This window comes from Dactylosporangium cerinum, from assembly GCF_042653625.1.
GTDB classification, from domain to species: domain Bacteria; phylum Actinomycetota; class Actinomycetes; order Mycobacteriales; family Micromonosporaceae; genus Dactylosporangium; species Dactylosporangium cerinum.
In genome coordinates this window covers 23,261-45,390 of sequence record NZ_JBHSIU010000130.1, presented here as the reverse complement: position 1 = coordinate 45,390, position 22,130 = coordinate 23,261, and the positions used below count along the sequence as shown (strand labels likewise).

25 protein-coding genes are annotated in these 22,130 nt (G+C 71.7%); 10 read left to right on the top strand and 15 right to left on the bottom strand.

The genetic code is table 11. From position 1 onward, the window contains the following. Nucleotides 1–63: 63 nt before the first annotated feature. Complete coding sequence (locus ACFPIJ_RS58450) at nt 64–588, bottom strand: MarR family winged helix-turn-helix transcriptional regulator (protein ID WP_380128215.1); 525 nt, start codon at nt 586–588, stop codon at nt 64–66. 93 nt (nt 589–681) lie between these two features. Between ACFPIJ_RS58450 and ACFPIJ_RS58445 the strand changes: the two genes are divergently transcribed. After that, nucleotides 682–1,242 (top strand): NADPH-dependent FMN reductase, encoded by a 561-nt coding sequence (locus tag ACFPIJ_RS58445; protein ID WP_380128214.1) that lies wholly within the window; start codon nt 682–684, stop codon nt 1,240–1,242. 4 nt (nt 1,243–1,246) lie between these two features. Here ACFPIJ_RS58445 and ACFPIJ_RS58440 read toward each other — a convergent pair whose 3' ends face one another. Next, nucleotides 1,247–2,224: a helix-turn-helix transcriptional regulator gene (locus ACFPIJ_RS58440; protein ID WP_380128213.1), complete on the bottom strand. Its 978-nt coding sequence runs from the start codon at nt 2,222–2,224 to the stop codon at nt 1,247–1,249. A 63-nt stretch (nt 2,225–2,287) separates the two neighbouring features. Here ACFPIJ_RS58440 and ACFPIJ_RS58435 point away from each other — a divergent pair, with 63 nt between their 5' ends. Beyond that, the gene (locus tag ACFPIJ_RS58435; protein WP_380128212.1) at nt 2,288–3,223 is read left to right on the top strand and encodes an ATP-binding cassette domain-containing protein; all 936 of its coding nucleotides are present in this window, start codon (nt 2,288–2,290) and stop codon (nt 3,221–3,223) included. Next, a complete protein-coding gene (locus ACFPIJ_RS58430) occupies nt 3,220–3,990 on the top strand; it encodes an ABC transporter permease (RefSeq protein ID WP_380128211.1) in 771 nt (256 codons plus the stop codon). Before ACFPIJ_RS58435 ends, ACFPIJ_RS58430 begins: the two co-directional genes overlap by 4 nt. A 6-nt stretch (nt 3,991–3,996) precedes the next feature. Here the strand turns inward: ACFPIJ_RS58430 and ACFPIJ_RS58425 are convergent, their stop codons facing one another. From ACFPIJ_RS58425 to ACFPIJ_RS58410, 4 genes are all read right to left on the bottom strand, one after another. Next, the gene (locus tag ACFPIJ_RS58425) at nt 3,997–4,812 is read right to left on the bottom strand and encodes a pseudouridine synthase (protein WP_380128210.1); all 816 of its coding nucleotides are present in this window, start codon (nt 4,810–4,812) and stop codon (nt 3,997–3,999) included. Then, nucleotides 4,799–5,590 carry an SMC-Scp complex subunit ScpB gene (scpB, locus tag ACFPIJ_RS58420; RefSeq protein WP_380128974.1) on the bottom strand — a complete coding sequence of 264 codons (792 nt, stop codon included), beginning with the start codon at nt 5,588–5,590 and terminating at the stop codon, nt 4,799–4,801. Before scpB ends, ACFPIJ_RS58425 begins: the two co-directional genes overlap by 14 nt. Nucleotides 5,591–6,339: 749 nt before the next feature. Beyond that, the gene (locus tag ACFPIJ_RS58415) at nt 6,340–7,398 is read right to left on the bottom strand and encodes a segregation and condensation protein A (protein WP_380128209.1); all 1,059 of its coding nucleotides are present in this window, start codon (nt 7,396–7,398) and stop codon (nt 6,340–6,342) included. A 37-nt stretch (nt 7,399–7,435) separates the two neighbouring features. Continuing rightward, nucleotides 7,436–8,371, bottom strand: coding sequence for a ParA family protein (locus ACFPIJ_RS58410; protein WP_380128208.1), 936 nt, complete (start codon nt 8,369–8,371; stop codon nt 7,436–7,438). Nucleotides 8,372–8,540: 169 nt separating this feature from the next. Here ACFPIJ_RS58410 and ACFPIJ_RS58405 point away from each other — a divergent pair, with 169 nt between their 5' ends. From ACFPIJ_RS58405 to ACFPIJ_RS58395, 3 genes are all read left to right on the top strand, one after another. Further along, entirely contained in the window at nt 8,541–9,809 is a 1,269-nt protein-coding gene (locus tag ACFPIJ_RS58405) for a serine/threonine-protein kinase (RefSeq protein WP_380128207.1), read from the top strand. 103 nt (nt 9,810–9,912) lie between these two features. Then, the gene (locus ACFPIJ_RS58400) at nt 9,913–10,596 is read left to right on the top strand and encodes a SigE family RNA polymerase sigma factor (protein WP_380128206.1); all 684 of its coding nucleotides are present in this window, start codon (nt 9,913–9,915) and stop codon (nt 10,594–10,596) included. Continuing rightward, nucleotides 10,526–11,779, top strand: a complete 1,254-nt coding sequence (locus ACFPIJ_RS58395; RefSeq protein WP_380128205.1) for a hypothetical protein — start codon at nt 10,526–10,528, stop codon at nt 11,777–11,779. The genes ACFPIJ_RS58400 and ACFPIJ_RS58395 overlap by 71 nt, the downstream gene beginning before the upstream one ends. Before the next feature lie 493 nt (nt 11,780–12,272). On the opposite strand, the gene ACFPIJ_RS58390 is transcribed toward ACFPIJ_RS58395, so the two are convergent. Together ACFPIJ_RS58390 and ACFPIJ_RS58385 are read right to left on the bottom strand one after the other, a co-directional pair. Beyond that, complete coding sequence (locus tag ACFPIJ_RS58390; RefSeq protein ID WP_380128204.1) at nt 12,273–12,491, bottom strand: hypothetical protein; 219 nt, start codon at nt 12,489–12,491, stop codon at nt 12,273–12,275. A 195-nt stretch (nt 12,492–12,686) separates the two neighbouring features. After that, nucleotides 12,687–13,280: a TetR/AcrR family transcriptional regulator gene (locus ACFPIJ_RS58385; RefSeq protein WP_380128203.1), complete on the bottom strand. Its 594-nt coding sequence runs from the start codon at nt 13,278–13,280 to the stop codon at nt 12,687–12,689. Nucleotides 13,281–13,360: 80 nt separating this feature from the next. Here ACFPIJ_RS58385 and ACFPIJ_RS58380 point away from each other — a divergent pair, with 80 nt between their 5' ends. Continuing rightward, the gene (locus tag ACFPIJ_RS58380; protein WP_380128202.1) at nt 13,361–14,521 is read left to right on the top strand and encodes an NAD(P)/FAD-dependent oxidoreductase; all 1,161 of its coding nucleotides are present in this window, start codon (nt 13,361–13,363) and stop codon (nt 14,519–14,521) included. Here ACFPIJ_RS58380 and ACFPIJ_RS58375 read toward each other — a convergent pair. Continuing rightward, entirely contained in the window at nt 14,503–15,462 is a 960-nt protein-coding gene (locus ACFPIJ_RS58375; protein WP_380128973.1) for a site-specific tyrosine recombinase XerD, read from the bottom strand. The two genes, ACFPIJ_RS58380 and ACFPIJ_RS58375, sit on opposite strands and share 19 nt — an antisense overlap. Nucleotides 15,463–15,525: 63 nt before the next feature. Continuing rightward, the gene (ald, locus tag ACFPIJ_RS58370) at nt 15,526–16,641 is read right to left on the bottom strand and encodes an alanine dehydrogenase (protein WP_380128201.1); all 1,116 of its coding nucleotides are present in this window, start codon (nt 16,639–16,641) and stop codon (nt 15,526–15,528) included. Between the two features lie 178 nt (nt 16,642–16,819). Here ald and ACFPIJ_RS58365 point away from each other — a divergent pair, with 178 nt between their 5' ends. After that, nucleotides 16,820–17,515, top strand: coding sequence for an RICIN domain-containing protein (locus ACFPIJ_RS58365; RefSeq protein WP_380128200.1), 696 nt, complete (start codon nt 16,820–16,822; stop codon nt 17,513–17,515). A 291-nt stretch (nt 17,516–17,806) separates the two neighbouring features. Here ACFPIJ_RS58365 and ACFPIJ_RS58360 read toward each other — a convergent pair whose 3' ends face one another. The 3 genes from ACFPIJ_RS58360 to arfB form a co-directional block, all read right to left on the bottom strand. Beyond that, entirely contained in the window at nt 17,807–18,442 is a 636-nt protein-coding gene (locus ACFPIJ_RS58360) for a Rossmann-fold NAD(P)-binding domain-containing protein (RefSeq protein WP_380128199.1), read from the bottom strand. Between the two features lie 100 nt (nt 18,443–18,542). Continuing rightward, on the bottom strand, nt 18,543–19,220 hold the full coding sequence (locus ACFPIJ_RS58355) for an RlpA-like double-psi beta-barrel domain-containing protein (RefSeq protein WP_380128972.1): 678 nt from the start codon (nt 19,218–19,220) through the stop codon (nt 18,543–18,545). Nucleotides 19,221–19,264: 44 nt separating this feature from the next. Next, the gene (gene arfB, locus ACFPIJ_RS58350; RefSeq protein WP_380128198.1) at nt 19,265–19,690 is read right to left on the bottom strand and encodes an alternative ribosome rescue aminoacyl-tRNA hydrolase ArfB; all 426 of its coding nucleotides are present in this window, start codon (nt 19,688–19,690) and stop codon (nt 19,265–19,267) included. 123 nt (nt 19,691–19,813) lie between these two features. Between arfB and ACFPIJ_RS58345 the strand changes: the two genes are divergently transcribed. Further along, the gene (locus ACFPIJ_RS58345; RefSeq protein ID WP_380128197.1) at nt 19,814–20,218 is read left to right on the top strand and encodes an ATP-binding protein; all 405 of its coding nucleotides are present in this window, start codon (nt 19,814–19,816) and stop codon (nt 20,216–20,218) included. Between the two features lie 9 nt (nt 20,219–20,227). Further along, nucleotides 20,228–20,794 (top strand): GNAT family N-acetyltransferase, encoded by a 567-nt coding sequence (locus ACFPIJ_RS58340; RefSeq protein ID WP_380128196.1) that lies wholly within the window; start codon nt 20,228–20,230, stop codon nt 20,792–20,794. Here ACFPIJ_RS58340 and ACFPIJ_RS58335 read toward each other — a convergent pair. Continuing rightward, a complete protein-coding gene (locus ACFPIJ_RS58335; RefSeq protein WP_380128195.1) occupies nt 20,776–21,147 on the bottom strand; it encodes a YchJ family protein in 372 nt (123 codons plus the stop codon). The two genes, ACFPIJ_RS58340 and ACFPIJ_RS58335, sit on opposite strands and share 19 nt — an antisense overlap. Before the next feature lies 1 nt (nt 21,148). Then, nucleotides 21,149–22,072, bottom strand: a complete 924-nt coding sequence (locus tag ACFPIJ_RS58330) for an AraC family transcriptional regulator (protein WP_380128194.1) — start codon at nt 22,070–22,072, stop codon at nt 21,149–21,151. Nucleotides 22,073–22,130: the final 58 nt, after the last annotated feature.

Below are 22,130 nucleotides of genomic sequence, written 5' to 3'. Positions count from 1 at the left end.
CCGACTCCTTCACCCCGATGACAACTGCTGTTCGACAGTACTTGACCGGCCAATGGCCCTACCTCACGGGAGGACGTCGTCGCAGGAAGGTGGCACATCGCACGGTGGACATGGCGCACCCATGGTGCGGTCGGCCTCACGCAGGTGACCCAGGACGGTGTCGTTGAGGTCCAGCAGCGCCTCGACCTGCTCGGGCCGCAGCGCGTCGAAGAACCAGTGCCGCACGTGCGCGACGTGCAGCGGGGCGGCGCCGGTGATCGCGTCCCAGCCGGCCTCGGTGAGCACGACGAACGCGCCGCGGGGGTCGTCCGCGCACGGCTCACGGGCGACCAGGCCGCGGCTGGTCATACGGGTGATCTGGTGGGTGAGCCGGGTCTTCTCCCAGTCGGCGGCGACCCGCAGCTGGAAGACGCGCAGCCGGCCGCCGGGTGCCTCGGACAGGCTGACCAGCACCGCGTAGTCCGCGCTGGACAGGCCCGTCTCCTGCTGGAGCTGACGGGCGATGCGACCCCGGACCGCGGCGTTGACCGCGAGGAACCCGCGCCAGGCGCGCTGCTCCCGCTCGTCGAGCCAGGCCGGATCCGTCACACCACGAAGTCTACTGGTATGGGTGACACATCACCGTTGTTCTGCGCTACGGTGTCGGTGACACGTCACCCATGACGATGAGAAGGTTGGGCAATGACCAAGATCGGAATCATCCTCGGCAGCACCCGTCCCGGCCGGAACGGCGAGGCCGTGGCCAAGTGGGTCTACGACATCGCGAGCCGCCGCTCCGACGCGGAGTTCGAGCTGGTCGACCTGCTCGACTACAACCTGCCGCACCTGGATGAGGCGGTGCCGCCGTCCATGGGGCAGTACGCCAACGAGCACACCAAGCGGTGGGCCGCGAAGATCGCCGAGCTGGACGGTTTCGTGTTCGTGACGCCGGAGTACAACCACTCCACCAGCGGCGCGTTGAAGAACGCGATCGACTTCGTCTACGGCGAGTGGAACAACAAGGCCGCCGGCTTCGTCAGCTACGGCAGCGTCGGCGGCACCCGCGCCGTCGAGCACCTGCGGCTGATCATGGGCGAGCTCCAGGTCGCCGACGTCCGCGCACAGGTGGCGCTGTCGCTGTTCACCGACTTCGAGAACTTCTCGTCGTTCAAGCCGGGCCCGCAGCACGAAGGCACCCTCGGCGTTGTGCTCGACCAGACGGTGACCTGGTCGAAAGCACTGGAGACGGTCCGCAAGGGCTGACCACCTACGTCGAAGCGCCGGCCGCCCGGGTGAACCGGGCGGCCAGCGCCGCCGTCGCCGCCCGCAGTTCCGGCGGCCCGATGAGCTCGACCTCCACGTCGAACATCCCGAACCACGCCGCGAGCCCCGTCCACGACCACGACCCGGCGCTCACCCGGGACCGGTCCGGCCCCACGACCTCCACGATGGCCTGACCCCGGGTCCACTCGGTGATCGCCGCCGCCGGCGCGTGCAGGATCGCCTCCCCGCGGCACGGCAGCGGGTCGTGCCCCTCGAACCGCTCCGCCACGAACGCCGCCACGTCCGCCGCCGGCAGCGGCCGGGGCGTGAAGCGGGGGCCGTTCGGGGTGCGCAGCGTCATCCGGTCGACCCGGTACGTGCGCCAGTCCGACCGGTCCAGGTCGTAGCCGATGAGGTACCACCGCCCGCCCCACGTCACCACGTGGCACGGCTCGGCCCGCCGCCGGTCCCCCGGCGTCCCGGCGGCCATCTCGCGCACCCCGGCGTAGTCGAAGCGCAGCACCTCCCGCGCCCGCACCGCCTGGCCGATCGCCAGGAGCACCGAGGTGTCGACCCGGGACGGCTGCCAGCCGGTCTTCGCCACCCTGGTCACCTGCAACGCGTCGACCCGCTGGCGCAGCCGGGCCGGCATCACCTGCCGCACCGTCGCCAGGGCCCGCAGGGCCGCCTCCTCCACCCCCTCGACCGACATCGTGGCGGTCTGCAGCGCCACGGCCACCGCCACCGCCTGGTCGTCGTCGAACAGCAGCGGCGGCAGCTCCGAGCCGGCGTCGAGCCGGTATCCGCCGTCCGGGCCGCGGGTCGCCTGCACCGGGTACCCGAGGTCGCGCAACCGGTCGACGTCGCGCCGGACCGTGCGCGGGCTGACCTCGAGGCGGTCGGCGAGGGTCTGGCCCGGCCAGTCACGGCGCGCCTGGAGCAGCGACAGCAGGGCGAGCAGGCGGGCCGAGGTCTCCAACATGGGTCCAGTATCGCCCGCTGTTCAGGACAGAGGCTGTCCGCATCTGCCGGCAATATCGGCAGCATGATTCAGACGAGAGCTCTGACGAAGGACTTCGTCGTCAACCGGAAGACCACGGTGCACGCGGTCCGCGGCATCAGCCTGGACATCGCGCCCGGCGAACTCGTCGCGGTGCTCGGACCGAACGGCGCGGGCAAGACCACCACCCTGCGGATGCTCACCACGCTCATCGCGCCGACCAGCGGCACCGCCACGGTCGCCGGGCACGACGTCGCCACCGCCGCCGCCGAGGTCCGCCGGCAGATCGGATACGTCGGCCAGGGCAACGGCGCCGGCCACATCCACCGCGTCGGCGACGAGCTGCGCACCCAGGGCCGCATCTACGGCCTCGACCGCAGGTCCGCCGCGCGGCGCACGGACGAGCTCCTGGAGGCCCTCGACCTGACCGAGCTGCGCGACCGCAAGGTGTCCGACCTGTCCGGAGGGCAGCGGCGCCGGCTGGACGTGGCGATCGGTCTGGTGCACGCACCGCGGCTGCTGTTCCTGGACGAGCCCTCCACGGGGCTCGACCCGCAGAACCGGGCCAACCTCTGGCAGCACATCCTGCGCATGCGCGAGGAGCACCGGATGACGATCGTGCTCACCACCCACTACCTCGACGAGGCCGACACCATGGCCGAACGGGTCGTGGTCGTCGACCACGGCGAGGTGATCGCCGACGACACCGCGCGGGCGCTGAAGGCGAAACTGGCCGGTGACCGGCTGATCCTGACCGGCGACCTGCCGCTGCTGGCCAAGGCAGCGGCCGCGCTCCCCGGCGCGCGCGACATCACCGAGACCACGGACACCCTCGAACTTCGCGTCAGCGACGGCCCGGCAGCACTGCCGGAGCTCGTCGCTGCTGTTCCAGGCGCTGTCCGTACCGCCGAAATCCAACGACCGACCCTCGACGACGTCTTCCTGTCCCTGACCGGCCGCAACCTCCGGGAGCACTCATGAGCACCTTGGCACTTCGTGACGTCGGCATCGTCGCGGCCCGCGAGCTGCGGCCGCTGCTGCGCTCGCCGTTCTCGCTGATCTTCGGCATGATCCAGCCGCTCGTCTTCCTGGCGCTGTTCGGGCCGCTGCTCGTCGGTTCGCTGCGCGGCCAGGAGAACGGGCTCGGCAGCGACGTGTGGCAGTGGTTCGTGCCGGCGATCCTGGTGATGACGACCCTGTTCGGCACGTCGACCGTCGGGGCGAACCTGCTCGGCGAGTTCGTCACCGGCGCGCACGAACGGATGCTCGTCACTCCCCTGGCCCGGCACGCGCTGCTCGTCGGCCGGGCGCTGAAGGAGATGGTCCCCCTCGCCGGCCAGGCGATCATCGTGGTGCTGGTCATGCTGCCGTTCGGTTTCGACCTGTACCCCGCCGGCGCGTTGCTCGGCCTGGCCCTGCTGACCGTGTTCGGGGTCGGCCTCGGGTCGCTCAGCTACGCCCTGGCCGTCGCGGTGCGCCGCAACGACTGGATGTTCTGGGTCGTGCACCAGACGCTGCTGTTCCCGCTGATGATCCTGTCCGGCATGCTGCTGCCCCTGGAGACCGGGCCGGAGTGGATGCGGGTCGCCTCGCACTTCAATCCCCTGGCCCACATGGTGACCGCCGAGCGTCTCCTGTTCGCGGGTACGGTCGACGACCGCGCCGTGCTCTGGGGCGCGATCGCCGCGGCTGCCACGGCGGTCATCGGGCTGGCCGTCGGCATCCGGGCGATGCGCCGCAGCACCTGACGGTCCTTATTCTCCGACTGCCTTGAAGAGTGCGCCGATCTCCGCCTGGGACAGGTGTCGCGTCCTGCCCGGGCGGAGATCGCCGAGCCGGATCGGGCCGATCTGCGTGCGGATCAGCCGCTGCACCGGGAACCCGACCGCGTCGAACATCCGCCGCACGATGTGGTTGCGCCCCTCGTGCAGGACGACCTCGACGAGCGCCACCTTCCCGTACGCCGTGACGACCTTGAACGAGTCGACCTTCGCCGGCCCGTCCTCGAGCGTGATACCGGCCTTCAGTTCGCGGCCCATCGCCCGCGGCACCGGCCCGGCGATCTCGACCTGGTAGGTCTTCGCCACCTCGTACGACGGGTGCATCAGCTTGTGCGCCAGCCCGCCGTCGTTCATGAGCAGCAGCAGGCCCTCGCTCTCCAGGTCGAGACGCCCGACGTGGAAGACCCGGGTGCTGATGTTGGGCACGTAGTCGGCGAGCGCCTCGCGGCCCTTGTCGTCGTCCATCGTGGACACCACCCCGGCCGGCTTGTTCAGCGCGAGGTACACCATCCGGGTGTCGGTGACCAGGCGCGACCCGTTGACGTGGATGACGTCCTGGACGGCGTCGGCCTTGTCACCGAGGGTGGCCTCCTTGCCGTTGACGGTGACCTTCCCCTCGTCGATCATCCGCTCGCAGTTGCGCCGCGACCCGAGGCCGGCGGCGGCCAGGATCTTCTGCAGCCGCTCCTCGTTGCGTGGCCGCACCGCGTCCGGCGGCGCGTCGAACGCGGAACCCTCGAAAGTGCCAGGGTCGGTGGGCAGGTTGGTGGACGGGTCAACGCTGGGCATCGGCGATCTCATCAATGTCGTCGGGAAGGAACGGGGCGAGCGGCGGCAACTGATCCACGCTGTCCAGGCCGAGTTTCTCCAGGAACAACGACGTCGTCCGGTACAGGAACGCCCCGCTTTCGGGCTCACTGCCGGTCTCCTCGATCAGACCCCGCGTCACCAGCGTACGGACCACCCCGTCGCAGTTGACACCGCGGATGGCCGAGATGCGCGATCTGGTTACCGGCTGCTTGTACGCGACCACAGCGAGTGTTTCCAGGGCCGCCTGGGTCAGCCGGATCTGCTGCCCGTCGAGCACGAACTTCTCCACGTACGGGGCGAACTCCGCCCTCGTGTACAACCGCCACCCACCGGCCACCCGGCGCAGGTCGAAGCCGAGGCCGAGCTCCGTGTACTGCCGGGCGACGTCCTCGAGGACCCCGCGGATGCGGTCGACGGGCTGGTCGAGCACCTGCGCGAGGGTGACCTCGGTCGCGGGTTCGTCGACGATGAGCAGGATCGCCTCGACGGCGCCGCGCAGCTCGGTGTCGGACATCTCCGCGACGGCTGGAGCCGCCTCGACGGGGGCCGGGGCGGGGGCGGGCAGGTCGAACAGCGCCTCACCACCGGCCGCCGCCTCGGACTCGGGCCCGGCGACCGGGTCGGCCTCAACCTCGGCCTCGGGCTCGGCGGCCAGCTCGGGCTCGGCAACCGGCTCGGACTCGGCGGTCAGCTCGGGTTCGGGAACCGGCTCGACGTCGGGCTCGACGGCAGGCTCGGACTCGACCGTCGACTCGATCCCGGGCTCAGCCTCGGCAACCGGCTCGGACTCGGGTTCAGCCCCGGCAACCGGCTCGGGCGTCGACTCGACCTCGGGCTCGGCAACCGACTCAGCCTCGGCAGTCGGCTCGGCCTCGACAGTCGGCTCGGCCTCGACAGTCGGCTCGGCCTCGACAGTCGGCTCGGCCTCGACAGTCGGCTCGGCCTCGACAGTCGGCTCGGCCTCGACAGTCGGCTCGGCCTCGGCAGTCGGCTCGACGTCGGGCTCCGACTCGGGTTCAGCCTCGGCAACCGGCTGGACCTCGGGCTCAACCTCGGCCACCGGGTCGGGTTCGGCAACCGGCTCGGGCGTCGACTCAACCTCGGGCTCGGCAACCGACTCAGCCTCGACAGTCGGCTCGGACTCGACAGTCGGCTCGACATCGGGCTCGGGCTCAGCCTCGGCAACCGGCTCCGGCTCGGGCTCCGGCTCCACGTCGACGGCAGGCTCGGGCGCGGCGGGCTCGGGCCAGTTGACCTCGGAGACTTTGTCCGCCCCTGACGAGACAAACTCTCCAAGGTCAACTTCAGTCGGCTCCTCGGCCGGTTCGTCGACCGGCTCCTCGGCCGGTTCGTCGACCGGCTCCTCGACCGGCTCGACGACCGGCTCGACGACCGGCTCGACGACCGGCTCGTCGGCCGGGGTCGGGGCGGGGGGTTCGACGCGCGCCCACGGCGGGACCCAGCTCGCCGCCTGGTCGGCGAGCGACCTCGACTGCTCGTCCTGGCTCACTGGTCCACCTCGCTGTCCCGACCGGCTTCCACACTCACGTCCGGCTCATCCGATACGTCCGGCTCGTCATCGCGTACCCCATCCTCAGCATCCACCGCATCGGCGTCCGGGTCGGGCGGGGCGGCCGCGGTGTCCGGTGGGGCGGGCGAGCCCTCGTACTCCTCGACCTCGATCGCCGCCGCCGCCGCGTCGTCCGGGCCCGTCCAGCGCACGAGCAGTTCCCCGAGCGCCTGGACCTGCTCGAAGGAGACCAGGTCCTCCCGGTACAGCTCCAGCAGCGCCAGGAACCGGGCGACCACCTCGAGGGTCGACTCGCAGTCGATGCACAGGGCACTGAACGTGGCCTCGCGCTGCTCGATGAGCCGGTCCCGGACGATGTTGGCGTGCTCGCGGACGCTGACGCGGACCATGTGGATGTGGGCGATCGACACCAGCGGCGGGTCGGCCTTCGGGGTGAACGCCCGCAGTGCCAGTTTCAGCAACCTGGCCGGGCCGACGCCGAGGACCAGGTCGGGCAGGGCCTCGGCGTACTGCGGCTCGAGCGAGACGGAGCGCGGATAGCGGCGGGAGCCGATGGATTCGAGGCCGGCGATGTGCGCGGCCGCCTCCTTGAAGGCCTTGTACTGCAGGAGCCGCGCGAACAGCAGGTCGCGGGCCTCGAGCAGGGCCAGGTCCTCCTCGTTCTCGACGGTGGCGGACGGCAGCAGCCGGGCGGCCTTCAGGTCGAGCAGGGTGGCGGCGACGACCAGGAACTCCGATGCCTCGTCGAGGTCCCAGTCGTCGCCCATGGCGCGGATGTACGCGATGAAGTCGTCGGTGACCGTGTGCAGCGCGACCTCGGTCACGTCCAGCTTGTGCTTGCCGATGAGCTGCAGCAGCAGGTCGAACGGCCCGGTGAAGTTGGCCAGCCGCACCTGGAAACCCGCGGGCGCGGCTGCGGCGTCCGCGGCGGGCACCAACGCAGCGTCCACGGCGGGAGCGGCTGTTGCGTCCACGGCGTCCGTAGCGTCCACGGCGGGCGCCGACGCGGCGTCCACGGCGGCAGGGTCGGTCACCGGAAGACCGTAGCGCAAACGGCCCGGAAAACCGCTACTACAACCGCCGTTCGGCCTGCTGGGCGATGACCTCGCGGGCAAGCTGCCGGTAGTTGCGGGCACCGGAGGACGACGGGTCGAGGGTGGTGATCGGCGCGCCGGCGACCGTGGACTCGGGGAACTTGACGGTCTTGGTGATGACGGTCTGATACACCTTGTCGCCGAACGCCTCCACGACCCGCTGCAGCACCTGGCGGCAGTGGGTGGTGCGGCTGTCATACATGGTGGCGAGGATGCCCTCGAGCTCCAGGTCGAAGTTGAGCCGCTCGCGGACCTTGTCGATCGTGTCCAGCAGCAGCGCCACACCACGAAGTGAGAAGAATTCACATTCGAGCGGGATCATGACGCCGTGCGCGACGGTCAGCGCGTTGATGGCGAGCAGACCGAGCGAGGGCTGGCAGTCGATCAGGATGTAGTCGTACTCCTTCAGGACCGGTCGCAGCACCCGGGCGAGGGCCATCTCGCGGGCGACCTCGGTGACCAGCTGGATCTCGGCCGCCGACAGGTCGATGTTGGCCGGCAGCAGGTGCAGGCCCGCGATGTCCGTCTTGATCCGGATGTCCTCGACGGTCACGTCGGAGTCCATCAGGATGTTGTAGATCGTCAGGTCGAGGTTGTGCGGGTTGACGCCGAGACCGACCGACAGGGCGCCCTGCGGGTCGAAGTCGACGAGCAGGACCCGCCGCCCGTACTCGGCGAGGGCCGCGCCCAGGTTGATGGTCGACGTGGTCTTGCCCACGCCGCCCTTCTGGTTGGCCATCGCGATGATCCGCGCCGGACCGTGATGGTCCATCGGCATCGGCTCGGGGATCGGCTTGCGCATCGTGTATGCCGTCGGGTCGGCAGGTCCGAGCTCAGCACCGAGGTCGAGCGATGCCTGCTCGGCGCGCATCGTGGTCGTCCAGGACTCCGCCTGGTCACCCATGCCTGTCATCGAACCTCTTCGCCCCTCCCGGCGGCTCATCTCCACCCGGGGCCGATTCGTCGTCGGCGATCTGGGGAAGCGGGACGGCCGTTGCCCGACTCTACGCCAATGCAGGGTACATACCCCACTCTGCGCGCCCGGCGTGTCGTGGGTGCCGTCGTTGGGTACGGTCATCGTCGTGTTGGGACCAGGAGACGTGCTCGGCGACAGGTACCGCCTCGATGAGTTCGTCGCCAGCGGCGGCATGGGGCAGGTCTTCCGCGCCACCGACAAGACGCTCAACCGGACGGTCGCCGTGAAGGTGCTGCTGCCGGGTCTGACCAGGGATGCCGAGTTCGGCAGCCGGTTCCGGGCCGAGGCGCGGATCATGGCGTCGATCGGGCACAAGGGCGTGGTCGGCGTCTACGACTACGGCGAGACCCCCGAAGGCACGATGTTCCTGGTCATGGCGTTCGTCGAGGGCCGGCCGCTCGGCGAGCGGATCATCCGGGAGGGCGGGCTGTCGGCCGAGGAGACCATGGCGATCGTGGCGCAGGCGGCCGACGCGCTGCACGCCGCGCACAGCAACGGCATCATCCACCGCGACGTGAAGCCCAACAATCTCCTGGTCGGCGACAACGGGGCGGTGACGCTCGTCGACTTCGGCGTGGCCCGCTCCTCCAACGTGACCTCGGTCACCAAGGTGAACGCGGTGATCGGCACCGCCCTGTACATGTCGCCCGAGCAGGCGTCGGGCAAGCCGATCGCGCCGTCGACCGACATCTACGCGCTCGGCGCGGTCGCGTACCACTGCCTGACGGGCGGCCCGCCGTTCACCGGCAACTCACCGCTCGAGATCGCGATCAAGCACCTGCAGGACGACCCGCCGCCGCTGCCCGCGAACCTGCCGGGCAGCGTCCGTGCGCTGGTCGAACGGGCGATGGAGAAGGACCCCGAGGACCGCTTCCCGACGGCCGCAGCCCTCGCCGCAGCCGCCCGCGCCGCCCAGGATCAGACCCTTCAAGATCAAGAGCCTGGCGTGGTACCGGTGCCGCCCCGCCGATCCGCGGTGCCGCCGGCCAACCGGGCGCCGTCGCCCTCCCGGCCCGCATGGATCCCGGTCGCCGTCGGCGCGGCCCTGCTCGCCGTCGCCGGCGGCGTCATCATCGCCCTGATCGCGCTCACCGGCGACAACGACAACAAGGGGACGCCCAACGGCGGGCCGAGCGCCTCGCAGTCCGCCGCGCCGGCCACGTCGGGCCCGGTTCCGGGTGGTGGAGACGCCACCCGTACCACATCCGCACCGTCGACGAGCGCGTCCACCTCGTCGTCGCCCAGCGCCGCGACGACGACCTCCGCGCCTCCCCCGGCGACGAGCGAGCCGCCCGCCCCGACGACGACGCCACCGGTCGAGCCGACCACCGGCGGCACGACACCGCCTGTCGACACCTCGGTCCCGGCCGCGTAGCCGGTCGGCCACTTCTCGCGACGCGGTCGAAGTTTCGTCATACCCACGTGCAACCCTTCGTCCCGGGGCCTCGTCTACCCCGCGACGAAGGGAGCCCGAACGGGTGAACGAAGACGACGAAGCGCAGTTCCGGGAGTTCGTCGCCGCACGGTTCGACGGCCTGCGCTCGCTCGCCTACCTGACGTGTGGGGACTGGCACACGGCGGAGGACGCCGTCGCCTCGTCCCTGGCGAAGCTCTACGTGCACTGGAAGCGCGTCGACACGCCCCTCGCCTACGTGCGGCGGGCGGTCGTGCACGCCCTGGTCGACGAGAGCCGCCGGCCGTGGCGGCGCAAGGAGCGCTCGGCGGGCTACAGCCTGCCCGAGCTGCCCGGCCCCGACCACGCCGATCAGGTCGACGAGCGGATCCGCGTCCGCGCCGCACTCGCCCGGATGGCCCCCGGCCAGCGCGCCGTGCTGGTCCTGCGGTACTACGAGGGGCTGAGCGTTGAGGAGACAGCCGAGGTGCTCGGCCGGCAGCCGGGCACCGTCAAGAGCCAGACCGCCCGCGGGCTCACCGCCCTCCGCGCGCTGCTCGGCGCGGAACCGCGCGACGACGACGACCCTGGCGTCCCCGGCCTCTTCACCGGATCCGGCCCGCGGCCCGCTGCCGGCCCGGGCCGGCACGCCCGGCCGGCCCACGGCGCTCACGAGATGGAGAACGGGAGGGAAGGGCATGGATCACGACCTGCACAGTCTGCTGGCGGCGGCCAGGGACGACGCACCGCCACCGCGACTCAGCATTGACGACATCACCGCCGCCGGCCGCCGGCTCGCGCGGCGCCGCCGCCGCGCCGCCCTCTTCGCCTCCGTCGCCGGCGGCGTCGTCGCAGTGATCGCCGGCGCGACCGCCGCGGTCGTGCTGATCTCCCCGCCCACGCTCGCCCCGACCGTCGACCCCAACGGCAACCCCGGCCTCGCCGACGTGTCCCAGTCCCCGGCCCGCCGGGCGGACTTCACCGCGGCCGGCGCCTTCGAGACCAACTACACCGGCTACACGTCCGGCCGGTATGTGGTGCGCGACCCGGACCTGGTCACCGCCAGCTACCAGCAGTCGACCATCGACGTGAGCGCCGCCCAGCCGTCCATCTCGCCGACCGGACGCCCCACCGTCCTCGCCGGCGCCTCTCCACCCGCCTCCGCTCCCGGCGCCACCGTTCCTGGTGCCGCCACTCCCGGTGCCAAGCAGAGCAGCGCGGCCGGCGGCCGGGTCCTGCCCCGCGAGGGCCGCCTCGTCGTCTACGGCGTCGACGCCTTCGAACCGGCCGAGTTCACCGGCGGCGAGAAGCTCCAGATCGCCGGGAGGACCGCCCTGCTGCGCTACGCCGGTCCGGTGGCCCCGCCGTCCACGGCCACCAAGGACGGCTGCTGCTCAACCCCGACGGTGCCGACCCTCGCCTGGCAGTACCTGCCCGGCGCCTGGGCGGCGATCTACTGGTCGTCGTTCGAGACCGCCCCGACCCGCGACGAGCTCATCGCCCTGGCCGAGGACCTGCCCGCCGGCGAGGTGCGCGCCTTCCCGGTCGGCGTCCGCCTGCGCAACCCCCCGAAGAACTATCGGATGATCGCGGTCGGCACCCGCAAGTTCTCCTACGACGCGACGAACCTGTCGGTCGTGTGGCTCTCCCCGAAGACCCTGGTGCCGCCCTTCACCGTGCCGGTCGACCTCGAGGAGTACCCGTCGATCGTGCTCACCCTCGGCATCACCGACCTGCGCACCCGCGACAAGATCGGCGCGTCGTCATGCCAGCCGGGCAGCGGCACCTGCTCAGCCCTGCTCGCCGACGGCCAGCACTACGTCCAGGTCGACACGTTCGGCCAGCAGGCGATCCCTTCGACCGAGCTGGCCCAGATCCTGAAGTCCCTGACCGCCGAGCAACCCGAGGACCCGAGCACCTGGCCCCCGGCCTCCGAGACCTTCACCTTCTGACCCGGACACCTTCCCGCCCCTCCCCATGATCCGGAAGACCTTGTGCACCCCTGGGTGCACAGGGCCTTCCGGATCATGGGGGAGCACACCCGATCGGGGCTGCTCCACGTAACCCAGTCGTTCCGGCGGAAGCTGCACGGCGCCACGGCATCGCCTTCACGACCTGGACGACGCCCGGATAGCCCCCCTTTACACGGTTACTCCACACCCGGAGCGGATCTTCACGGTGATCAAGCCGCAGGCTGGTCGCGTGAACGACCGGCACACGACTTCGATCACCGACACGACGGTGCCGGCGCTGGAACGGATCCGGCATAGGGGACCTGCGGGGCCTTCCGGCCTGCCGCGCCGGGGCGGAGGTTGCGCGGTGCACGACGGGCGCGGCAGTCGCCCGGGCGGGCAGTCCGGAGTCCCTGCGCGAGACGGAGCCGCCACCGCGAAAACGCCGCAGGGCGCCCTCGTCAGCGAGGGCGCCATGCGGCGGCAGGCACGGCTACTTGTGCCGGTTGTACATGCGGGGCGACTTCGCCTTGCCGCCCTTGCCGCCGGATCCCTTGCCGCCGCCGTGCTGCTGCACGCCCGGGGGAAGGGAACGGTTGGCCTGGGCGCGGCGGATCGCCTCGAGGGGGTTCAGCGGGGGCGCCTCGGTCTCGGCCTCGGCGACCTGGGTCGACTCGTTGTCGGGCTGGTTGTCTGCGGCAGCGGCAGGCATGGCGTCTCCTTCGCGGATGAGCTGTCGCGGATCTCGATGTCCGCGGATGGCGTGCGGATGGCCTCGCAGGAGCATGGACAGTCGTCAGCCGCGCAGAGAACGAAGCGGGAGTCCCACAACGGGGGCCGCGGGCAGACTCTCGCAGGAGGGTCGCGGCGGCACGCGCGGCGTCGATGGGCTCAGAAACGCATGCGCCTACGGTAACACGCCTCCCAGCGGCCCGGTGAGGTACCGCTGCACCGTCGCCCCGACCTGGACGACCAGGACGTCGGGGGCGGCGGCGACGATCGGTGGCAGCATCAGGATCTGCCGGCACAGGGCCAGGCCGAGCATGGACGTGGCGACCAGCCCGGCGCGCAGCGCCGCCTCCGCGGGGTCGGCGGTGACGGCGAGGGCGACCGGGGCGACCTGCTCGCGGAAGATGCCGCGCAGCCGCTCGGCCACGGACTCGTCGGTGGCGGCGGAGCGCAGCAGCGTCAGCAGCGCGTCGTCGGTCGGGTCGCCCTCCCAGCGCCGGATGAAGTGCGCGACCAGGGTCTCGCCGAGCCGGTCGCGCGGGACCCGGGCCACGTCGGGCAGCCGCAGGTCGATGTCGACGGCGGCGGCGAAGAGCTGGGCCTTGTTGCCGTAGTACCGCATGACCATGGACGGGTCGATGCCGGCGTCGGCGGCGATCGCGCGGATCGTGGCCCGCTGGTAGCCGTCAGCGGCGAACCGGGCCCGCGCCGCCCGCAGGATCCCGGCGCGAGTGGCATCGGACCGCCGGGCGGCCGGCTGGGCGTCGGTCATGCCCACAACCAAAGAGTCATGCCCACAACCGTAGGCCAACAACCGTTGACACTCTAGTCAACACGTGTTGGCATAGATGGGTGTACGACGTCATCGTGGTCGGCGCACGACCGGCCGGTGCTGCCACCGCCATGCTCCTCGCCCAGAGGGGGCTGCGGGTCCTCGCGGTCGACCGGGCCCGCTTCCCGAGCGACACCCTGTCCACCCATCAGATCCAGCCGGCGGGGGTCGCCCGCCTGCAGCGCTGGGGGCTCCTCGACAAGCTCCTCGCCGCCGGTACCCCCGTCACCGACCGGGTGCGCTTCGACGTCGGCGGCACGGTCCTCGCGGGACGGTTCCCGGCACACGGGTTCCTGTGCAGCCCGCGCCGCACCGTCCTGGACAAGTTGCTCGTCGACGCCGCGCGCGAGGCCGGCGCCGACCTCGAAGAGGGGTTCCACGTCGGCGGGCTGATCCGGGACGGTGACCGGGTCGCGGGGATCCGCGGCCGCGACGGCACCGAGCACCGCGCCCCGATCGTCGTCGGCGCCGACGGCAAGCACTCCCTGGTGGCGAAGGAGGTCGCCGCGCCGGTGCTGCGCGAGGTCGGGCCGCGGACCGTCGCCAGCTACTCCTACTGGGAGGGCCTCGACCAGCCCGTGGGCGAGCTCTACCACCGACCGGGCCGGGCGGTTGCCGCGTTCCCCACGAACGACGGCCTGACGATGGTGTACGCGGCCGCGCCCGTCACCGAGTTCGGCACCTGGCGCACCGACCCCGAGCGGCACCTCCTGGACACCGTCGACGGCTGCGGCGACCTCGGCAAACGGGTCCGCAACGGCCGGCGGGTCGAGCGCCTGCGCACCACCGTCGACCTGCCCAACGTCGTGCGCCGGGCGCACGGACCGGGCTGGTTCCTGGCCGGCGACGCGGGCCTCGTCATGGACCCGGTGACGGCGCAGGGCATCGGCAACGCCCTGGCGGACGCGGAACTCGTGGCGGCGACCATCGCGGACGGCGGCACCGGCGAGGCGTACCAGCGGATCCGCGACGAATCACGGCTGCCGATCTTCGACCTGACCACCGGCCTTGCCGCGCTGCGGCCACCGAAGCGTTTCGACGGCCTGTTCCTGCGTGCCGTCGCCCGCCGTCAGGACAGCGTCGAGCAGTTCCTCGGCGTGTTCGCCGGCACGGTGCCGGTGCGGGCCTTCCGCCGGCCGTCGAACGTGGCGCGGATCCTGGTTCAGCGGGCGCGCGGGTGAGCGGTGGCGTACACCTCGCGCAGTTTGTCGACGGTGACCAGGGTGTACACCTGCGTGGTGGTCACCGAGGCGTGCCCGAGCAGCTCCTGCACGACCCGGATGTCGGCGCCGCCGTCGAGCAGGTGCGTGGCGAAGGAGTGCCGCAGCGTGTGCGGTGACACCCCGTGCGGCCCGTCGACGGGCAGCTGCGCCCGGACCGCGGCCTTGCGCAGGATCGTCCACGCGCTCTGCCTGGACAGCGCGCCGCCGCGGGCGTTGAGGAACACGGCCGGCACGCCGGTGCCGTTGGCGACGAGGGTCGGCCGGGCGCGCACCAGGTACACGTCCATCGCGGTCCGCGCGTAGCTGCCCATCGGCACCAGGCGGGTTTTGCCGCCCTTGCCGTGCAGCGTGACGAGGCCGTGGGTGCCGGTGAGGTCGAGGTCGTCGACGGCGATGCCGACGGCCTCGGAGATGCGGGCGCCGGTGCCGTACAGGAACTCCAGCAGCGCCTGGTCGCGCAGCCCGAGGGGGCCGGCGTCGGCGGCGGTGGCGAGCAGGCGCGACACCTGGTCGACGTCGAGGGCCTTCGGCAGCCGCTTCGGCAGCGACGGCGGTTTCACGTCCCGCGACGGGTCGGTCGGCGCGAGCCCTTCCAGGAGCAGGAACCGGTGCAGCCCCCGCACCGCGCTCGCGGCCCGGGCCGCCGAGGACGCCGACAACGCCGGGTGCTCGCCGCCGTCCTGGAGGTCGCCGGCCCGCAACGCCGCGACGTGCCCGGCGATGTCCCGTGCCCCGACGTCGGCGAGGTCGCCGATCCCACCGGCGGCCAGCCAGTCGACGTAACGGTCGAGATCGCGGCGGTACGACGCCAGGGTGTTCTCGGCAAGCGCCCGCTCGACGGTGAGGTGGTCCAGGTACACGTCGACGGCCTTGCGCAGCCCAGCGGCATCCACGGCCATGACGGTAGCCGCCGCGCCCGGGTCACGGGTCGCGGCGGTGTCCGCCGGGTCGCGCCGCACCGTCTAGGCCAGCACGTCCGCCAGCGCGAGATGCTCCATGCCGTGCGCGTCGGCGACCGGCCCGTACGTCACGTGCCCGTCGTGCGTGTTGAGCCCCAGCGCGAGGGCCGGGTCGCGGCGCAGCGCCTCGCGCCAGCCCCGGTTCGCCAGCTCCACCACGTAGGGCAGGGTGACGTTGGTCAGCGCGTACGTGCTGGTGTGCGGGACCGCGCCGGGCATGTTCGCGACGCAGTAGAAGATCGAGTCATGCACCTTGTACGTCGGCTCGGCGTGCGTGGTCGGGCGGGAGTCCTCGAAGCAGCCGCCCTGGTCGATCGAGATGTCGACGAGGACGCTGCCCGGCTTCATCCGCTTCACCAGGTCGTTGGTGATGAGCTTCGGGGCCTTCGCACCCGGCACGAGCACCGCGCCGATGACGAGGTCGGCGTCGAGGACGGCGCGTTCGATCTCGTAGCTGTTGGAGGCGACCGTCTGCAGGTGCCCCTGGTAGATCGCGTCGGCGCCGCGCAGCCGGGAGATGTTCTTGTCCAGCAGCAGCACCTCCGCCTGCATGCCCAGCGCGATCGCGGCCGCGTTGAGGCCGGAGACGCCGGCGCCGATGACGACGACCTTCGCGGCGTAGACGCCGGACACGCCGCCGAGCAGGACGCCGCGGCCACCACCGGCCCGCATCAGGTGATACGCGCCGACCTGCGGTGCGAGCCGCCCGGCGACCTCCGACATCGGGGCGAGCAGCGGCAGCGACCGGTCGGTGAGCTCGACGGTCTCGTACGCGATGCCGGTGACCTTGCGGTCGACCAGGGCGTCGGTGCACGCCTTCGACGCGGCCAGGTGCAGGTAGGTGAAGAGGACCTGCCCCTCGCGCATGCGGTGGTACTCCTCGGCGATCGGCTCCTTGACCTTCAGGACCAGGTCACCGGCGGCCCAGGTGTCGTCGGCGGTCGGCAGGATCTGCGCGCCGGCCTCGCGGAACTCCTGGTCGGTGATCGACGAGCCGTCGCCGGCGCCGGCCTCGATGAAGACCTCGTACCCGTTCGCGGTGAGCTCGTGGACTCCGGCCGGGGTGATGGCCACCCGGTACTCGTGGTTCTTGACCTCGCGCGGAACTGCGACCTTCACGTCTCGTGACCCCTCTCCACCAGCGACGACGGTGACGCTGCGTGTACCAGCGGCAGTCTATGGCGCCGGGACGGCCCGCGAAGGCAGCACAGTGTGAACTCCTCCGGGGGCGGATTGACACAGTGTTGCCTGCTGGCCGTCAGGAGTCGCCCGTACGGCTGATCTATGCTGTGCGGCCATGACCGTCTACGGCGGGCCCCGCCCGACACCGCCGCCTCCGCCGCGCATCAAGCAGGACCCGCTGCTGTTCGGCGCGTTCGGTTTCCTCGTCGTCGCGGTCGTGGCAGGACTGGTCTTCGCGTTCCAGGGCGGCGGCGACGGCGACGGCGGGCCGAGCGCCGCCGAGCAGCAGACCGGCGCGCCCGCCGTGCAGGCCCCGTCGCAGGCCGCGTCCAGCGCCGCTCCCCCACCGGCGCCGACCAGCACCGCACCGTCACCGCCCCCGCCGCAGGGCGTGGTCGCGGCGAAGCCGACGCTGCTGCGGGCCTCGCACTCCGGGCTGTGCATGCAGGCGGCCGAGGGCAACGGCGGCAACGTCACCCAGATGCCCTGCGACAACAACCCGACCCAGGTGTGGATGCCGCAGCTGGTCGGCGGCGCCCAGGACGTGTACGCCTTCGTCAACACCAAGGACAACCGCTGCCTGGACGTCAACGGCGGGTCGAAGGACAACGGCGCCCAGATCGTGCAGTGGGACTGCCACGGCGGCCCCAACCAGCAATGGCGCCTGCAGCGCGACGGCGACGGCTTCCGGTTCGTCAGCCTCAACAGCGGCCGCTGCATCGGCGTCGACTCCGGCAGCCCCGCCCCGGGCGCGGCCGCGCGCCAGTGGGACTGCGACAACTCCGCGAACCAGCGCTGGCAACTGCCGTAGCGAGGGCCCACTCCGCGAACCAGCGCTGGCAACTGCCGTAGCGAGGGCTGGGACAACGCCGCGGACCCCGACAACTCCGCGGACCCAGCGAGCGACGACTGCCAGCAACGACTGCGAGCGAACGCGACGAGCGGGGATTGCGACAAACTCCGCGAACCAACGCTGACGGCTGCCGTAGCGCTGGTTCGAGGCGTGGCTCCCGGGCCGGTCAGCGCGTTCTTCCAAACCGTACCCCGGACCACCTAATCGCCGAACGGTCTCACCACCAACCGTAACCGTGCCTGCCCGAGCCTACAGCGCGGCGATGTCGCGGGACTCCAGGACGTGTTTGGTGCCGCCGGTGCGGGCGACGTGCAGCATGGCCCGGCCGATCTGCTGGGTCGTGGTGGCGATGCCGGGCGCGAAGCGGACCAGGGCCGCGGTCAGCGGGCGCAGCACGGTGTACATCGCGCGGTACAGCCGGACCTTCGACACCGCGCCGTGCATCGGCTGGATGAAGCCGGGCCGGAACATGTAGGCCCGCAGGTCCATGGCGAGCAGGGTGTCCTCGACGGAGCCTTTCACCTGCGCCCACTTGGCCCGGCGGGTGGTCCCGGTGCCGGCGCCGGACACGTAGACGAACGTGGAGCCCGGCGTCACGGCCCGCGCGGCGGCGAGGGTGTAGTCGACGGTGATCCGCCGGTACGCCTCCTCGGACATGCCGACGGAGCTGACGCCGAGGCAGAAGAAGCAGGCGTCGTAGCCGGTCAGGTCGACACCGGTGAAGTCGGTGAAGTCGGCGTGGACGGTCTCGCGCAGCTTCGGGTGCTGCTGGCCGGTCAGTGAACGGCCGACGACGAGGACCTCGGTGACGTCGTCGGCGAGCAGGCACTCCCGCAGGACGCCCTTGCCGACCATGCCGGTGGCGCCGAAGACGATGACTCTCATACCCATCATCATGCCCGCAGCACGGACAGCGTGGCGCCTCGGAGGTGCCCACCGTCATGCCCGCAGCACAGACAGCGTGGCGCCTCGGAGGTGCCCACCGTCATGCCCGCAGCACGGACAGCGTGGCGCCCTGGAGGGTGGTGTACAGGTCGGAGCCGGTGAAGTCGGCGCCGGTCTCCTCGCCGACGTAGACGTCGACGTGTTTCGAGCCGCCCATGCCGGGTGTGAACTCGTCGACGATCGTCCAGGTCGGTGCCTTCAGCCTGGCGCAGACGACGGCGGTGACCTCGGCGGCGGTGCCGCACCGCAGGATGCTGAACCGGGCGCCGCCGCGCAGCACGTCACCGTCGGCGGCGGCGGACACCCACGGCACGAGCGGGCGGCCGGCGGTGTCGCGCGGGGCGGTGTCCATCCAGTACCCGGTGTCGTAGGACCAGTTGAGGTACCGCCCGTCGGCGACCCGGCCGGTCCCCTCATCCTTGACGGCCTTGACGAACGACGCCGGGAAGCTGCCGAGGTCCCGCTGGTTGCGGCCCTTCTCGCAGTCGATCGTCGGGCAGCCGGTGACCTGCTGCGACGCGCCGCCGTGCAGCGCGGCGACGGCCGTGTAGTAGACGGTGACCTCCCAGCCGGTGGACGTGACGGGACTCGCGCCGGGAGCGGGCGTCGGCACGTCGGAGAGGCCGGGCAGCGCGCCGGTCTGCGGCGGATGCCCCGGGGTCTCCGACACCGTGGCGACCGGCGAGGGCGTACCCGCCGAGCACGCCGCCAGAACCATCACCGTGAGCAATGCAGCGATTACCCGTACCACACCCTGATCCTCTAGTCCTCGGGGCGGCGGCGCTCCTGTTTGCGCAGCCCGGTGCGCCGCTTGTCGGTGAGCCGCCGCTCGATCGCACCTTTGGAGGGCTTTGTCCGTTTCCGCGGCCTGGGTGGCGGGGCGATCGCCTGCGCGATCACGGTCACCAGGCGCAGCTCGGCCGCGCGCCGGTTCTGCAGCTGCGAGCGGTGCTCGGACGCGACGATCGACAGCACGCCGTCGACGAGCCGACCGGCCAGCCGCGCCAGCGCCCGCTCCTTCAGCGGCTCCGGCAGCGCCTGCGTCGCACCCAGGTCGAAGCGCAGCTCAACCCGGGAGTCGGTGGTGTTGACCGACTGGCCGCCGGGCCCGCCGGAGCGGCTGAACCGCCAGCCGAGCTCCGCGCGCGGCAGTGCAATGTCATCGGTGACCCGCAAGTCGTCGTCCACGCCGTCAAGGATGCGGGTTCCGGTCTGCATCTTGCACTCCAGGGTGACTTCTGCGCGTGTTCCGGATCAGGTCGGGGTACTCTCGGCTTCGTCGCAGCGGAGACGCAGCGGAAAGGTGACACCGTGGCTGAGGCCGTTGAGACGGCACTGCTGGTCGAGGAGTTCGACGCTGAGCAGATCACCCCGGTGCGGCATGCCGTGAGCCGGGCCGCCGCGGCCGCCGGGCTGCTCGGCCAACGTCTCGAGGACTTCGTCCTGGCGGTCAACGAGATCGTCACCAACGCGGTCCGGCACGCCGGCGGGCGCGGCGCGGTGAAGCTGTGCACCCTCGACGGCACGCTGCTGTGCGAGGTCACCGACAAGGGCTCCGGCATCCCCGCGGAGCGCCTCGACGGCTCCACGCTGCCGCCGAGCAACGCGGTCAGCGGCCGTGGCCTGTGGCTGGCCCGGCACCTCGTCGACGAGGTCACGGTGCAGTCGACGCCGGCGGGCACAATTGTCACGCTTCGCAGCGCACTGGCGGGTTAGCATCCAGTCGTGCTCCGCCCCTCCTACCCCATCCGGACCGAGCGGCTGACGCTGCGCCCGTTCACCGAGGGTGACTTCGCCGACCTGCACGCCCTCACCGGCGACCCGGATGTCGTGCGCTACCTCTACTGGGACGTCCACGACGAGGAGATGACCCGGGACTCGCTGAAGAACCGCATCGCCCAGGACGCGCTCACCGCCGAGGGCCAGTGGCTGGTGCTCGCCATGGACCTCGACGGGCGGGTCATCGGCCAGGTCGTGCTCAAGTGGGAGAGCGCGCTGAGCCGCCAAGGCGAGCTCGGCTTCGTCCTGCACCCCGGCTTCCAGGGCAAGGGCTACGCCCGGGAGGCGTCCGAGGCGATGCTGCGCCTGGGCTTCGAGGACCTCGGCCTGCACCGCATCTGCGGCAAGTGCGACACCCGCAACGTGCCGTCGTGGCAGCTGCTGTCCCGGCTCGGGATGCGCCGGGAGGCGCACTTCGTCGAGGACGAGCTGTTCAAGGGCGAGTTCGGCGACCAGTACGTCTACGCGATGCTGGACCGGGAATGGCGGGCCCGTCAGACCTCGTCCACGTAGAGCCACACCCCGTCGACCTTCACGAAGCGGCTCGTGTCGTGCATCACGCCCGGCTTGCCGTCGGCCTCGTAGCGGGCCTTGAACTCGACCGTGCCCTCGCTGTCGAACAGCCCGCCGCCGGTGCGGTCCAGGATGTACAGGCCCTTCCAGTGCTGCCCGTCCTCGACCGACAGCAGCCGCGGGCGGGTCTTCTCGTGCCAGGTGCGCAGCAGGAAGTCGCGGTCGCCGACCACGTACGCGCTGTACCGGGCGCGCATGAGCAGCTCAGCGCTCGGCGGCGCGTCGGTGCCCCGGTGGAAGCGGCCGCAGCAGTCGTCGTAGGGCTCGCCGAGCCCGCACGGACACAGTGACATGTCAGGATTGTCCACGATGCCGTTGGGGGCTCACACCGCGGACACGCTTGAACGCCGCGCTCAGCGCGAAAGCACCCCCGTAGCCCACCCTCCTGGCCACCGCGCCGAGGGTCGCGCCGGGTTCGAGGAGCAGGTCCGCGGCGAGGGCGAGCCGCCAACCGGTCAGGTACGCCATCGGCGGCTCCCCCACCACGTCGGTGAACCGCCGGGCGAGCAGCGCCCGCGACACGCCGACCTTCTCGGCGAGCACGGCGACCGTCCACGGGTGCGCCGGGTTGTGGTGCAGCAGCGCCAGCGCCGGCCCGACGACCGGGTCGGACTGGGCCCGGTACCAGCCCGGCGCGTCGGATGAGGGACGGTCCAGCCAGTCGCGCAGCGCGGAGATGAGCATCAGGTCGAGGAGCCGGTCCAGGACGGCCTCCTGCCCGGGGCGGTCCTTGTCGATCTCCCCCGCGAGCAGCGCGACCAGGTGCCCCTCCCCACGCACCACGACGGCGTCCGGCAGCGCGCTGAGCAGGCGGCGGCCGACCTCGCCGGTGAGTTCGTAGGCGCCGGTGATGACGAGTGTCGGGCCGTCGGGATCGGTACCCCACGTGCGGACGCCCAGGTGCATGACCTCTGCGAGGTCCTGCCCGTCGGGTGTGGTGCACCGCTGCCCCGGGTGGATGATGATCTGCGGCTCGGTGCCCGGCGGGTCCGCCACGGTGTAGTGGCCGGGACCGCGGATGACCATCACGTCGCCGGGGCCGATGGTGCGCACGGTGCCGTCGTCGGGGATGTACGCGGCCTCGCCGCGCACCATCGCGACCAGGGCCAGGGCCGCCTCGTCACGGATCCGCAGCGACCACGGCGGCGCCAGCACCGACCGCAGCAGAAACGCCCCGCGGGCCCTCGGCCCGTCGAGCAGCGCCGTCAACGCGTCCACACCGTAGACGATGACACATGCATCGGCGATGCTCGACCATGGCCCGTCTGCGATCGAC

What these genes read in the sequence shown, in the direction of transcription:
- ACFPIJ_RS58445 (WP_380128214.1), top strand. Translation starts at nt 682, where the DNA reads ATGACCAAGATCGGAATCATCCTCGGCAGCACCCGTCCCGGCCGGAAC.
- ACFPIJ_RS58440 (WP_380128213.1), bottom strand. Translation starts at nt 2,224, where the DNA reads ATGTTGGAGACCTCGGCCCGCCTGCTCGCCCTGCTGTCGCTGCTCCAG.
- ACFPIJ_RS58435 (WP_380128212.1), top strand. Translation starts at nt 2,288, where the DNA reads ATGATTCAGACGAGAGCTCTGACGAAGGACTTCGTCGTCAACCGGAAG.
- ACFPIJ_RS58430 (WP_380128211.1), top strand. Translation starts at nt 3,220, where the DNA reads ATGAGCACCTTGGCACTTCGTGACGTCGGCATCGTCGCGGCCCGCGAG.
- ACFPIJ_RS58425 (WP_380128210.1), bottom strand. Translation starts at nt 4,812, where the DNA reads ATGCCCAGCGTTGACCCGTCCACCAACCTGCCCACCGACCCTGGCACT.
- ACFPIJ_RS58410 (WP_380128208.1), bottom strand. Translation starts at nt 8,371, where the DNA reads ATGACAGGCATGGGTGACCAGGCGGAGTCCTGGACGACCACGATGCGC.
- ACFPIJ_RS58395 (WP_380128205.1), top strand. Translation starts at nt 10,526, where the DNA reads ATGGATCACGACCTGCACAGTCTGCTGGCGGCGGCCAGGGACGACGCA.
- ACFPIJ_RS58390 (WP_380128204.1), bottom strand. Translation starts at nt 12,491, where the DNA reads ATGCCTGCCGCTGCCGCAGACAACCAGCCCGACAACGAGTCGACCCAG.
- ACFPIJ_RS58385 (WP_380128203.1), bottom strand. Translation starts at nt 13,280, where the DNA reads ATGACCGACGCCCAGCCGGCCGCCCGGCGGTCCGATGCCACTCGCGCC.
- ACFPIJ_RS58375 (WP_380128973.1), bottom strand. Translation starts at nt 15,462, where the DNA reads ATGGCCGTGGATGCCGCTGGGCTGCGCAAGGCCGTCGACGTGTACCTG.
- ACFPIJ_RS58365 (WP_380128200.1), top strand. Translation starts at nt 16,820, where the DNA reads ATGACCGTCTACGGCGGGCCCCGCCCGACACCGCCGCCTCCGCCGCGC.
- ACFPIJ_RS58360 (WP_380128199.1), bottom strand. Translation starts at nt 18,442, where the DNA reads ATGAGAGTCATCGTCTTCGGCGCCACCGGCATGGTCGGCAAGGGCGTC.
- ACFPIJ_RS58355 (WP_380128972.1), bottom strand. Translation starts at nt 19,220, where the DNA reads ATGGTTCTGGCGGCGTGCTCGGCGGGTACGCCCTCGCCGGTCGCCACG.
- ACFPIJ_RS58335 (WP_380128195.1), bottom strand. Translation starts at nt 21,147, where the DNA reads ATGTCACTGTGTCCGTGCGGGCTCGGCGAGCCCTACGACGACTGCTGC.